8 protein-coding genes and 1 pseudogene are annotated in these 12,694 nt (G+C 67.1%); 5 read left to right on the forward strand and 4 right to left on the reverse strand.

Going from position 1 to position 12,694, the window contains the following annotated elements; all coding sequences use genetic code 11:
- Positions 1-108: 108 nt before the first annotated feature.
- From FPZ12_RS11950 to FPZ12_RS11965, 4 genes are all read left to right on the forward strand, one after another.
- Positions 109-1,833, forward strand: a complete 1,725-nt coding sequence (locus tag FPZ12_RS11950; protein ID WP_243769801.1) for an ABC transporter family substrate-binding protein — start codon at positions 109-111, stop codon at positions 1,831-1,833.
- 192 nt (positions 1,834-2,025) lie between these two features.
- Positions 2,026-3,810: an ABC transporter family substrate-binding protein gene (locus tag FPZ12_RS11955; RefSeq protein ID WP_144747924.1), complete on the forward strand. Its 1,785-nt coding sequence runs from the start codon at positions 2,026-2,028 to the stop codon at positions 3,808-3,810.
- Positions 3,811-3,975: 165 nt separating this feature from the next.
- The gene (locus tag FPZ12_RS11960) at positions 3,976-4,992 is read left to right on the forward strand and encodes an ABC transporter permease (RefSeq protein WP_144747923.1); all 1,017 of its coding nucleotides are present in this window, start codon (positions 3,976-3,978) and stop codon (positions 4,990-4,992) included.
- A 1-nt stretch (position 4,993) separates the two neighbouring features.
- Positions 4,994-5,923: an ABC transporter permease gene (locus FPZ12_RS11965; protein WP_144747922.1), complete on the forward strand. Its 930-nt coding sequence runs from the start codon at positions 4,994-4,996 to the stop codon at positions 5,921-5,923.
- A gap of 489 nt (positions 5,924-6,412) precedes the next feature.
- Here FPZ12_RS11965 and FPZ12_RS11970 read toward each other — a convergent pair.
- The 3 genes and pseudogenes from FPZ12_RS11970 to FPZ12_RS11980 form a co-directional block, all read right to left on the reverse strand.
- A pseudogene (locus FPZ12_RS11970) lies at positions 6,413-7,597 on the reverse strand (S8 family peptidase); the annotation flags it as partial.
- A 160-nt stretch (positions 7,598-7,757) separates the two neighbouring features.
- Positions 7,758-8,837 carry an ABC transporter ATP-binding protein gene (locus FPZ12_RS11975; protein ID WP_144748916.1) on the reverse strand — a complete coding sequence of 360 codons (1,080 nt, stop codon included), beginning with the start codon at positions 8,835-8,837 and terminating at the stop codon, positions 7,758-7,760.
- A gap of 75 nt (positions 8,838-8,912) precedes the next feature.
- Positions 8,913-10,112 carry an NAD(P)-dependent malic enzyme gene (locus FPZ12_RS11980; protein WP_166462701.1) on the reverse strand — a complete coding sequence of 400 codons (1,200 nt, stop codon included), beginning with the start codon at positions 10,110-10,112 and terminating at the stop codon, positions 8,913-8,915.
- Positions 10,113-10,404: 292 nt separating this feature from the next.
- Here FPZ12_RS11980 and FPZ12_RS11985 point away from each other — a divergent pair, with 292 nt between their 5' ends.
- Complete coding sequence (locus tag FPZ12_RS11985; RefSeq protein WP_144748917.1) at positions 10,405-11,013, forward strand: dTDP-4-dehydrorhamnose 3,5-epimerase family protein; 609 nt, start codon at positions 10,405-10,407, stop codon at positions 11,011-11,013.
- Here FPZ12_RS11985 and FPZ12_RS11990 read toward each other — a convergent pair.
- Complete coding sequence (locus tag FPZ12_RS11990) at positions 11,006-12,619, reverse strand: GMC oxidoreductase (RefSeq protein WP_144748918.1); 1,614 nt, start codon at positions 12,617-12,619, stop codon at positions 11,006-11,008. The genes FPZ12_RS11985 and FPZ12_RS11990 overlap by 8 nt on opposite strands.
- Positions 12,620-12,694: the final 75 nt, after the last annotated feature.

A 12,694-nucleotide genomic window follows, 5' to 3' on the forward strand; every position in this document is an offset into this window, starting at 1 on the left:
TGGCGGTACCTGATCCGGTGCGGAGCACCGGACAGCTGTCTGGCAATCTCGGTACCACGCCAACAGGGCTTGTGGCACCATCGTGGGCTCAGCGCCAGGGGAGGCAGTGTGCGGAAAGGCAAAGCGGCAGCGTTGATCCTGCTGCTGGCTGCCGTGCTCGCCGCTTGCACGAACACCCCGCCGGCGCCGATCGTCACTTCGCCGGTCGCGCAGTCCACCACATCCACCACACCCAGCCCGTCACAGATCGTGATCGGCATGGACGACATCGCGGGCGGCTACAACCCGCACAACCTCGCGGACCAGTCCACGATCACCACGGCGCTCTCGCAGCTGCTGCTGCCTTCGGTGTTCCGCCAGTCCGACGACGGCCAGTATCAGCTCGACACCACGCTGATGCGCTCGGCCGAGGTCACCTCGCAGGAGCCGTTCACGGTCACCTACGAGATCCGCCAGGACGCGTCCTGGTCGGACGGCGCCCCGATCGCGGTGGAGGACTTCGTCTACCTCGCCGACGCGATGCGCGACCAGCCCGGCGTGGTCGAGCCCGCCGGCTACCGGCTCATCTCGAACATCCAGCCCGGCGAGGGCGGCAAGAAGGTCCAGGTCACGTTCTCACAGGCCTATCCCGGCTGGCGGACGCTGTTCTCGAACCTCCTGCCCCAGCATCTGCTGAAAGACGCTCCAGGTGGCTGGCAGGGGGCTCTGCAGGGCAGTTTTCCGGCCTATGGCGGACCGTTCTCCATCAAGCAGCTGGACAACGCGCGCGGCGAGATCATCCTGGAACGCAACGAGCGCTACTGGGACAAGCCGGCGGCGGTGGACCAGATCGTGCTGCGCCGGTCCGACCAGGCCGGGCTCGCCACGGCGCTGCGCAGCGGTAACGACCAGTTCGTGATGTCCCGTACCGACAGCGTCGGCCTCCAGCAGCTGCAGGCGTTGGGCAGCTCGGTCCAGCTGAGCACCGTCGCGAGCCCGCGCGTCGCGAGCGTGCTGCTGCGCCCGGCCAACGGACCGTTGGTGGACAACGACGTGCGTGCCGGCGTGGCCGCGCTCATCGACCGCAACAAGCTGATCGACGAAGGCACCAACGGGGGCCCCTCGGCCGGTCTCCGCGCCGACGCCCAGGTGCTCCCGCCGTCCGAATCCGGTTACACCGCAACGATTCCGGCCAACGCGTCGGCGCCGGACCCGGCCGCGGCGGAGGCGCTGCTGAAGAGCGCGGGCTACACCAAGGAAGCCGGCACCTGGCGCAAGGACGGCAAACCGCTGACGCTCGTCATCGCCTCGCCCGGCACGCAGGAGCCGTACGCGAGCATCGCGAAGGAGCTGTCCACCGAGCTGACCGCGGCCGGGGTGCAGGTCAGCGTGATCAACCCGCAGCCGCGCGACCTCTTCTCGAACCTGCTGGCCATGCCGGTCACCAAGAACGGGCAGACCACCACCGACGGCTCCGGCACGGTCGGTGTCGACATCGCGGTGGTCCCGACGGCGGTCGGCGGCGACCCGGCGACGGTGCTGGCCTCGGAGTTCGGCTGCCGTCCCGGGCAGGACACCACTTCCTCCACGGCGACGGTGACCCCGGCGAACCCGGCCGCGGTGTGCGACGCCGAACTTCAGCCGACCATCGACGCCGCGCTCGCCGGTACCAAGACGATGGCCGAGGCACTGTCCGAAGTGGAACCGAAGCTGTGGGCGCAGCACACGGTGCTCCCGCTCTTCCAGCTCGCCGACACGCTGGCGATTGGTTCAGGCATTTCCGGCGTGACGCCGGGACCGGCGATGGTTGGGCCGTTCGGGTCAGCCGTGAATTGGACACGTGGCGGCAAGTAACCAACGTATGTCCTCATGTTATCTGGAAGTCACCCTTTGGTCACAATCACTCTGAGAGTGGTGACTCGGTGTGCACATCTTTCTAGCGTTCTCCGGCAGTGCGCCGGACGCGTGCATCCGGTGTGACATAAGCTCCGGCCTAACGCCGGAGTGGTGTGGACCATGGGTCCAGTGCTAGGAGGGCACACGTAAATGAGCAGATGGAAAGCAGCCTCGGCCTTAACGATGGCCGTGACTGCAGCGCTCGTGCTGAGCGCTTGCGGCGGAGGCGGCGACAACGGGAGCACGGACCAGAACGGTTCGAGCACCGACGTCAAGAGCATGGCTGTCGGCAAGGCGGAAAACGCCCAAGCCGGCACGTTCAAACTGGGCGACGCTCCCTCGTGGGACGGCCCTGTCACGGTCGGGATCGATGACGCCTACTCGGCGTACAACAACCAGACTCCGGACACCAACACCTCGTACAACTACTACGTGATCGTTGCTGTCCTTGCCGGTTCGAACATGCTCGACGGCAACAACAAGCCCCTGCTCAACACCGACGTGCTGGACTCGTGGGACGTGACCTCCACCAGCCCGTACACCGTCACCTACAAGATCAAGCCGGGTGTCAAGTGGTCCGACGGCGCGCCGTGGAACTGCAAGGACTACTACCTCGCGTACCTGGCGAACCGGGGCACCACCGGGTTCAACGCGGCGGCGACGGCGGGCTATGACCTGATCGACAGCGCCAAGTGCACCGACGACCAGACCTTCGTCACCACGTACAAGCAGCCCTACATCGACTACAAGGGCCTGTTCGACGGCGCGGCCATGCTGCCGGCGCACGTCCTCGAGGCGAAGACCGGCATCCCGGACATCACTCAGCTGAACCCGAACAGCGACCCGGCACTGCTCAAGAAGGCCGGCGACTTCTGGACCAATGAGTGGAAGGGCTTCAACAAGGACATCATGCCGGCCTCCGGGCCGTACATGATCACCGCTTTCGACCAGAACCAGGGCGCGGTGACCTTGGAGAAGAACCCGAACTGGATCGGCGCCAAGGGCGGCCCGAACAAGATCATCGTCAAGTCGTTCTCCGACACCAAGGCGATGGCCACCGCGCTGCAGAACGGTGAGATCCAGGTCGTCGCTTCGACGCAGCCCGACGCGACCGCGGCCGACACCCTCAAGGGCCTCTCGGCGCAGGGCGTCACCTACGGTTCGGCGCCGCAGCTGTCGTACGAGCACCTGGACATGCAGTACAAGAACCCGATCCTGAAGGACGAGGCCGCACGCAAGGCCCTGTTCCAGGTGATCGACCGGTCGGCGATCACGGACAAGCTGCTCAAGGAAGTCCAGTCGGACATCACCCCGATGAACAGCCTGATCTACCTGCCGACGGACCAGGGGTACCAGGACGTCTACAGCGACAAGGCGGGCAAGGGCGCGGCCGAGGCCAAGAAGACCCTCGAGGCCGACGGCTGGACGCTCGGCGCGGACGGCATCTACCAGAAGAACGGGCAGCGGTTCTCGGTCACGATCTCGCACAACAACAACGCGCGTCGTGACCAGACGGTCGAGCTGATCCAGTCCCAGGCCAAGGCCGCGGGCATCGAGGTCAAGAACGACAACGACCCGAACTTCCTCTCCGGTGGCCGGGTCAGCACGGGTAACTACGACATCGCGCTCTTCGCGTGGTCGCAGCCGCCGTTCAAGTCGCAGTCGCAGCCGCTCTACTCCACGGGCGGTAACCAGAACTGGCAGAACTTCAGCGACCCGAAGGTGGACGACACCTTCAAGCAGGCCGTGGTCGCCACGGACGAAGCCACCGCGACGAAGCTGTACCAGCAGGCCGACTCGCAGATCGCCCAGGACTACGCGTCGCTGCCGCTCTACGCGGTGCCGTCGATGTGGGCCTTCCAGGGCATCGACAGGGTGTACATGCAGTCGTACCTCGGTGCGCTGTGGAACGCCGGTGAGTGGGCGCAGAAGTAAGCTGCGGCTCTAGGCAGAACCCTGGTGGAGTCCGGGGGCCGGGTCACGAACCCGGCCCCCGGACTTCCTCCGGAAGTAGCTGTCGACCGTTGGGCAACCCCCGCTACGGTGGACACCGGGCGCGGCTGCATACTTCCGGCCAGGCCCGGATGAGGAGCATTCTCGTTGAACCTGGTTATCTATATTCTTCGCCGTCTGGCGATATCGATCCCCGTCCTGCTGGTGGGGACCTTTCTGGTGTTCATGATGGTCGCGGCAGCCGGGGACCCGCTGGCGGAGCTCCGGGGCAGGCCGAACATCAACCCGGAAGCCATCGCGGAAACGGCCCGCCAGCTTGGTCTGGACAAGCCGATCATCGAACGCTACTTCTACTGGCTCGGGCACTTCCTGACCGGTGACTGGGGCGTTTCGGTCGCGCAGGGCAATGCCATGCAGCCGGTGTTCCCGAAGGTCATGGGCGCCTTCGACGTCACGATCAAACTGGTGGTCGGCGCCGAGATCCTGGCGCTCATCGTCGGGGTGGCCGTCGGGGTGCTGGCGGCGGTCAAGCAGTACTCGATCGTCGACTACGTCGCGACCACGCTGGCGTTCTTCCTGTTCTCGATGCCGATCTTCTGCGTCGCGATCGTGCTCAAGACCTACGCCATCCAGATCAACGTCTGGATTCGTGACCTCGGGCTGACCGATCTGCTCGGTAATCCATGGTTGCGCACGACGAGTCCGGAAACGCTGAGTTCCACCGGATTCGGCGATTTCCTGGCGAAATACACGGGCGCGTATCTTTTGCCGACTTTGTCCATCATGGCGATCAGTTTCGCCGCGTACAGCCGTTTCCAGCGTGCTTCGATGCTGGAAACGCTCAACATGGATTATGTGCGGACAGCGCGGGCAAAGGGGCTTTCCGGCTCCCGTGTCGTGTTCCGGCACGCATTCCGTAACGCGCTGATTCCGGTGGCCACGCTCTTCTCGGTGAACTTCGGCCAGGTGCTGACCGGCGCGATCATCACCGAGACCGTGTTCAACTGGCACGGGATGGGCACGCTGCTCGTCCAATCGGTGTCGCACAACGACCCGAACACGTTGATGGGCTGGCTGGTGGTCGTCGCCGTGATGGTGGTGGCCGCGAACCTGATCGCAGATCTGCTGTACGGCATCATGGACCCGAGGATTCGCGTTGGCTGACATGAACTCTTTGGTTGCCGGCGAGGCGGCCTCGGCCGCCCAGCGCGAAGGCACCCTGCCTCCCGAGGCACTTCCGGAACCGGTCAGCCAGGGCAAACTGGTCCTGCGCAAGTTCCTGCGGCACAAGCTGGCCATGGTCAGCACGGTGGTGCTCCTGCTCATCGTGCTGATCGCGCTGCTGATGCCGATATTCTGGAAGCACAATTACGAGGACGCGAGCTTCCCGTCGTTCGCGTCGCCGAGCGGGGACTTCCCGCTGGGCACCACCCAGGTCGGCAAGGACATGGTGTCGCAGGTGTTGCGCGGCACCCAGTTCTCGTTGCTGATCGCGGTCATCGTGTCGATCGTGGCCACCTTCATCGGCGTGATTTTCGGTGCGCTGGCCGGATATCTGCGCGGGTTCACCGACTCGTCGCTGTCCCGGCTGACCGACCTGTTCCTGATCATCCCGCAGATCGCGGCCGCGGCCATCATGGCGAAGGTCTTCGGCCACGGCAGCTGGTTCGTCGTCGCGATGGTGCTGGCGCTGTTCGCGTGGATGCCGATCGCGCGGATCACCCGGGCCGAGGCGATGGCCTTGTCCCAGCGCGAGTTCGTCGAAGCCGCGCGGGCGGCGGGCGCGGGTACCGGGCGGATCATCTTCCGCCACCTGGTGCCCAACATGGTCGGCAGCATCACGGTGAACGCCACCCTGGCCGTGGCGCAGGCGGTGCTGGTCGAGGCCGCGCTGAGCTTCATCGGCCTCGGTGTGCAACCACCGGACACCTCGCTCGGCCGGATCATCCTGGAGAACTACGCGCAGGTGCAGAACCGGCCGTGGCTGTTCTTCGGGCCGTTCGTGGTGCTGGTGCTGATTTCCTTGTCGATCAACTTCATCGGTGACGGTCTGCGGGACGCCTTCGACCCGCGCCAGCGCCGAATGAAGGCCTGACGACCCCACCAGAAAAAGCCCTTCCCCGAACATTCAGGGAAGGGCTTTTTCTTTTACGCACCCCCTCCGCTTCGCTCCGGGACCCGGCAACGCGAAGCGAGCCGCCCCACGACCACACCCCACCATCGTTCCGATCCCCAGCGCTCTTCAGCGGTCGGTGTGCCGGGTCAAGGCATCTTTCCCGCCTTGACGCGGTGCGGCGACCGTTGAACACTGCGCGATCGGGGCGGGGGTGGGGTGCACACAGCGCGCGCTACGCGCGTCCGTTGCTGTCTCAAGTCGAGGACGCAAAAAGCCGAGGGGAAAAGATTAAGAGATTGTCCTCGCCGGACGGGCAAGCTCAAGGATGGACAGGGGTTTCGTAGCTCGGGCGGCGGTTTTCGGCGTGGCTGGGGAGAAGGGGCGGTCCGCTGGCGCGGCCCGCCCCCTCAAAAAACACCGCGGCCCGTCCGCGCATGCGCACGGACGGGCCACAGGTCTCCCCCCTTAACTCCCGGTGTAGAGCAGCACGTTCGGCGAACCCGAGCCGGCGCTGGTCACCTTGCCCGTGGTTCCGGCTGCCACCAGCGCGTTCCGGACCGTCGCCGGCGTCGCGGTGGTGTGCGTAGCTAGATAGAGCGCCGCCGCGCCCGTCACATGCGGCGTCGCCATGGACGTGCCGCTGATCGTGTTCGTGGCGGTGGTGCTGCCGATCCAGTCCGACTTGATGCTGCTGCCCGGCGCGAAGATGTCCAGGCAGCTCCCGTAGTTGGAGTAGCTGGCCCTGGCATCGGTACTCGTGGTGGCGCCCACGGTGATCGCTTCGGCCGTACGTGCCGGGGAACTGTTGCACGCGCTGGTGCTTTCGTTGCCACCCGCGACGGCGAAGGTGACGCCCGCGGCGATGGCGCTCTTCACCGCGTTGTCCACCGACGTCGAGGCGCTGCCGCCGAGCGACATGTTCGCGACGGCCGGTTTGACGGCGTTCTGCGCCACCCAGTCGATCCCGGCGATGACCCCGGCGTACGAGCCCGAGCCGGAGCAGTCGAGCACGCGCACCGCGGTCAGCTGCACGCCCTTCGCGAGGCCGTAAGTACTGCCGCCGACGGTCCCGGCGACGTGCGTGCCGTGGCCGTTGCAGTCGGTGGCGTTGCTGTCGTTGTCGACGAAGTCATAACCCGACTTCGCCCGCCCACCGAAATCGGTGTGGGTCAGGTTGATCCCGGTGTCGATGATGTAAGCGTGCACGTTGGAAGCCGTCGTCGAGTACGTGTACGAGCTGTCCAGCGGGAGTGAACGCTGGTCCACCCGGTCCAGCCCCCACGACGGCGGGTTGGTCTGGGTGGCGGCGATGCTGAACACGTGGTCCTGCTCGACGTAGGCCACCGCAGGGTCTGCCGCGGCGCGTTTGGCCTGCGCCTCGGACATCGTGGCCGAGTATCCGTGCAGTGCCGTGGAAAACTTCTGGTGCACCACGCCGCCGAGCTTCCCGGCGAGCGCGTCGACGGCCGAGGAGCCGTCCTTGAACACCACGATGTAGCTGTCCTTGATCGCGCCGATGCCGTCGGCACCGACGATGGAACCTTCCTTCGCCATCGCGGGCGCGCTCGTGGCGACGGCCGCGACCACGGCCACGGCGGACGCCAGGCCGAACGTGGCGAGGGATCTGCGCTTGCTGCGAGTGGGTTTGCGCACGGTCCGTTCCTCCTTGGCAGGGCCGGCCCGGCAGAGGCATACCGGACCGCAAGGGGTGAAAAGCATTCATGTGGTGAATGCGAAGCCGAGCGTAAAAGCGACATTCCCGCCCCGGAAGGGGCAGCACTCGAACAGCCCCACCCGAAAGTAGGGCGAAGGATCAGGGGCGGGTTTCCAGCACGTCGAGGATCTGCCGTGCCGTCACCGCGCCAACAACACGGCCGTCGTCGTCCACGACCACGCCCAGCCCGGCGGGCGACGAGAGTGCGGCGTCCAGCGCGCCGCGGATCGCCGTGCCCTGCTGGTACAGCGAACCGCCCGCGACGAGATCGGCCTCGGCGAGCTCACCCTCCACAGTGGACTCCGGGGCGAGCCAGCCACGCGGCTGGCGCTCGGCGTTGACGGCGAGCAGCCAGTCCTGCACCGGCCCGGAGACCTGCTCCCCGAGCTCCACGGTGGCGAGGTCCTTCACCTCGACCCCGGTGGAATCCACAAAGGACAGACCACGGTAGCCCCGGTCCCTGCCGACGAACGAGGCCACGAAGTCGTCCACCGGATGCCGCAGCACGTCCGCGGGCGTGCCGTACTGCGCGAGCTTGCCGCCCACCCGCATCACGGCCACCTTGTCACCCAGCCGCACGGCCTCGTCGATGTCGTGCGTGACGAACACGATCGTCTTGCCCAGCTGCGACTGCACGCGCAGCAGCTCGTCCTGCAGGCCCTCCCGGACGATCGGGTCGACGGCCGAGAACGGCTCGTCCATCAGCAGCACCGGCGAGTCCGCGGCGAGCGCGCGGGCCACCCCGACGCGCTGCTGCTGGCCGCCGGAAAGCTGTGCGGGATAACGCTTTGCGAGCTCGGCGGGCAGGCCGACGGTGTCCAGCAGCTCGGCCGCCCGTTCGCGCGCCTTGCGCTTGCCCCAGCCCGACAGCAGCGGCACGGTGGCCACGTTGTCGAGCACCGTGCGGTGCGGGAAGAGACCGGCGTTCTGGATCACGTAACCGATACCGCGCCGCAGCACCGGCGGGTCGGACTCCCGCACGTCCTTGCCGTCAAGCAGCACCGAGCCGCCGGTCGGCTCGACCATCCGGTTGATCATCCGCAGCGACGTGGTCTTGCCGCAGCCGGAAGGGCCGACGAACACCGTGATCGTGCCGTCCTCGACGGTCAGGCTCAGGTCGTCGACCGCGACGGTGCCGCCGGGGTACTGCTTGGTGACGCCCCGGAACTCGATCCCCACGCCAGCCTCCTGTTTGCGGAAAACGGCCGGTCTCCCGAGGGAGACCGGCCGTTCATCACAGCCATCGGCTTCACACTAGCCTGCTACTCCATCCTCCACAGCGGCCTTCGCCACCGCGGCCGCGACCTCGGGGGCCACCCGCGGGTCCAGCGGGCTGGGCACGATCCGGTCCGGGCCGAGATCATCCTGCGCGACGGCGACGATCGCCTCCGCGGCGGCGAGCTTCATGCCCTCGGTGATCGCGCGCGCCCCGGCGTCCAGCGCGCCGCGGAAAACCCCGGGGAACGCCAGCACGTTGTTGATCTGGTTGGGGAAGTCGCTGCGCCCGGTGGCCACGATCGCCGCGTGCTTGGCCGCGTCGTCCGGGTGCACCTCGGGATCCGGGTTCGACAGCGCGAAGACGATCGGGTCCTCCGCCATCTCGCCCAGCAGCTCGGCCTCGATGGTGGAACCGGACAGCCCGAGGAACACGTCGGCACCACGCAGCGCCTCGGCGAGACCGCCCTGCAGCCCGGCCGCGTTCGTGCTCGCCGCCAGCTGCTCCTTGATCGGGTTCAGCCCCGCGCGGCCGCGGTGGATGATGCCCTTCGAGTCCAGCAGCGTGACGTCCCCGATGCCGGCCTCCTGCAGGATCCGCGCGCAGGCGACGCCGGCCGCGCCCGCACCGGAGATCACCACGCGCTGATCCGCGATGTCGCGCCCCAGCACCAGGTTCGCGCCGCGCAGCGCGGCGAGCGTGACGATCGCCGTGCCGTGCTGGTCGTCGTGCATGACCGGGCAGTCCAGCACCTGCTTGAGCTTGTCCTCCAGCTCGAAGCAGCGCGGGGCGGAGATGTCCTCGAGGTTCACCGCGCCGTACGACGGGCGCAGCCGCACCAGCGTCTCGACGATCTCGTCCACGTCGGTGGTGTCCAGCACCAGCGGGATCGAGTCGAGCCCGCCGAACGTCTTGAACAGCACCGACTTGCCCTCCATGACGGGCAGCGACGCGCTCGCGCCGATGTCGCCGAGGCCCAGCACGGCGGTGCCGTCACTGACCACGACCACCAGCCTGTCCGCCCACGTGTAGCGCTGGGCGAGCGAGGCCTGCTCGGCGATGGCGCGGCTGACCTTGGCCACGCCGGGCGTGTAGGCGATGGACAGGTCGCGCGGTCGCGAGATCGGCCTGGCGGCGGCCACGGAGAGCTTGCCGCCCTCGTGCCCGCCGAAGATCTCGTCGTCGGTGACCGGCGACGTGTCCTGGTCCTGCATCACTTTCCCTGTCGTCGAAGTCATGAAAAATCCCTCCCGGGACTGCGAGCGGGGACCTCCCCGATCCCCGTGAAAAGCTCTTGCTCCTGCTGCTCGGCAGCCCGGCGCGGTGGCGCCGCCTACCGGCCAGGCGTCCGGCTCGGCCGTCCCAGCCCTTGGTGAGGCGACGGCCGCGGACGCGGCGGTCCCACCAGTGTGGCAGGCCCGCCATGGGTTGTGATCCTCAGGTGCGGCTCACATCACAAAAAAGGGCAGGTCAGGCGCCTGTTAGCAAGACGTCCGTCCGGCTTGGTTGTCCATGGATAAGGTGAACCGCATGCAGGTCCGCGAGCTGGCCGTCCTGGACGCCTACGAGTTCTCCCCGCCCAAGTTCCCCGACCACCGCGGGCTGTTCGTCGCCCCGTTCCAGGAAAAAGCGGTCACCGAAACGATCGGGCACCGATTGCGTCTCGGCCAGACCAACCACAGCGTTTCCCGGCGCGGCACCATCCGCGGCGTGCACTTCGCCGACACTCCGCCAGGGCAGGCGAAGTACGTGTACTGCCCGCGCGGCGCGCTGCTGGACGTGATCGTCGACCTGCGCGTGGGCTCACCCACGTTCGGCAAATGGGACGCGGTCCGGCTCGACTCCGTCGAGTTCCACGCGGTTTACGTGGCCGAGGGCCTCGGGCACGCCTTCGTCGCGCTGGAGGAAGACACCGCGATGGCGTACCTCTGCTCCACGGGCTACAACCCCGGGGCGGAGCACGGGATCACGCCACTGGACCCGGAGCTCGCGCTGCCCTGGCCCGAGGACGTGCGCCCGATTCTGTCCGAAAAGGACACTGCGGCCCCGACGCTCGCGCAGGCGCGGGAGTCCGGCCTGCTGCCGGACTACCACGCCTGCGTCACGTACTACAAGGCCTTGGGCGAGAACGTCACCTGACGTCCTGCGCGATGATCCGCTCGATGTTCCGCTCGGCCAGCGCCGTGATGGTGACGAAGGGGTTCACCCCGGTGCTGCCGGGGATCAGCGAACCGTCGGTCACGTACAGGTTCGAGTACCCCTTCACGCGGCCGTAGAGGTCGGTCGCCTCGCCCAGCACCAGGCCGCCCAGCGGGTGATAGGTGAACCGGTTCTCGAAGGCGCGCGTGTCGCCGAACAGGTCGTAGCGGTAGATCGTGCCGTTCGCCGAGTTGACCTTGTCGAACAGGTGCTTCGCCGCGTCGATGGACGGCTGGCCCTGCGAGATCTCCCACTGCAGCCGGGCTGAATCGCTTGCGGCGTCGTAGCTGAAGTAGCCGCGCTCGGGGTTGCGCGTGATCGCGAGGTACAGACTCGCCCACGTTTCGAGCCCGGCGGGCACGGGCGCGATCTCGGCGAACACCGGGTACTGCGGGTCGTCCCACGCGTCGATACCCAGCGCTGGCATCCCGGACTCCAGCGAGCCGACCGGATCCCAGATGTGGTTGGCACGCCCCAGCATCACGTTGCCGTTGGTGCCCCAACCCTGGCCGACCGCGTCGTTCAGCGCGGGGAGCTTGCCGGTCTCGCGCGCCCGCACGAGCAGTTCGGTCGACCCGAGGCTGCCGGCGCCGAGGAACAGGTACTTCGCGCCGATCTGCTTGGTGGCCAGGACATTCCCGTCGACGTCGCTCTGGCGCACCGTCAGCAGGTACGTGCCGTCCGGCTGCTGCGCGATGTCCCGGACTTCGTGCAGCGTCCGGATGGTGACGTTGCCGGTGCCCAGCGCGGCGGCGAGGTAGGTCTTGTCCAGCGAGCGCTTTCCGTAGTTGTTCCCGTAGATCACTTCCGACGCCAGCGCCGAGCGCGGCACCTCGTTCGCCTCTTCCCGCTGCAGATAACCGAAGTCATAAACACTGGGCACGAACGTGGTCGTCAGTCCCGCATTGTGCGCGGCTTTGCGCGAAACACGGGCGAACTGGTAGGAATCGCAACTTTCGAACCAGGCCGGGTCGACGTTGTTCACGCCGAGGCCCGCATTGGCGCGCGGATAATAGGTGCCGTACATCTCGTCGGCATCGACCTCGGGCAGGATCTGCTCGAAGTACGAACGCTTCGGCACCACCGCCATCGCCCCGTTGACCAGGGAACCACCGCCGACGCCGCGGCCGACGAACACCGACATGTCTCCAAAGTGGACACGATCGAGCACGCCGGCGTACGGGTCGATGTCGTGGTTGGCGAAGTCCAGCCACAGGAAGGAAGCCAGCGGCGCCTCGGTGCGCTTCTTGAACCACATCGAGCGCTTGTCGGGGCTGAGCATGTTCGCGAAGATCTTGCCGTCGCTGCCGGGGGTGTTCCACAGCTGCCCCATTTCCAGCATGACGACCGGAATCCCCGCCGCGCCAAGGCGAAGCGCGGTGACGGCGGCGCCGTAGCCGGTGCCGATGATCACCGCCGGGGAGTAGTCCGCGGCCTGCGCGGCCGAGGCGGTACCAGGCAGGGAAATCGAGGACAGACCCAACGCCGCCGCCGAGTTCAGCGCGGCCACACCGAGAAAACGCCTACGAGACAAGGAGAGGGACATGACGCGAACAATATTCGCGTTCAGCTCGCCTGTAAACGGCGTTTAGCGATCCGACCCGAAAGGAGGCGGATACGG

Source organism: Amycolatopsis acidicola (assembly GCF_007713735.2).
Taxonomy (GTDB): Bacteria; Actinomycetota; Actinomycetes; order Mycobacteriales; family Pseudonocardiaceae; genus Amycolatopsis_E; species Amycolatopsis_E acidicola.

Excerpts from the sequence above, each read along its gene's own strand:
- FPZ12_RS11985 (WP_144748917.1), top strand. The coding sequence starts at position 10,405 with ATGCAGGTCCGCGAGCTGGCCGTCCTGGACGCCTACGAGTTCTCCCCG.
- FPZ12_RS11980 (WP_166462701.1), bottom strand. The coding sequence starts at position 10,112 with ATGACTTCGACGACAGGGAAAGTGATGCAGGACCAGGACACGTCGCCG.
- FPZ12_RS11965 (WP_144747922.1), top strand. The coding sequence starts at position 4,994 with ATGAACTCTTTGGTTGCCGGCGAGGCGGCCTCGGCCGCCCAGCGCGAA.
- FPZ12_RS11990 (WP_144748918.1), bottom strand. The coding sequence starts at position 12,619 with ATGTCCCTCTCCTTGTCTCGTAGGCGTTTTCTCGGTGTGGCCGCGCTG.
- FPZ12_RS11955 (WP_144747924.1), top strand. The coding sequence starts at position 2,026 with ATGAGCAGATGGAAAGCAGCCTCGGCCTTAACGATGGCCGTGACTGCA.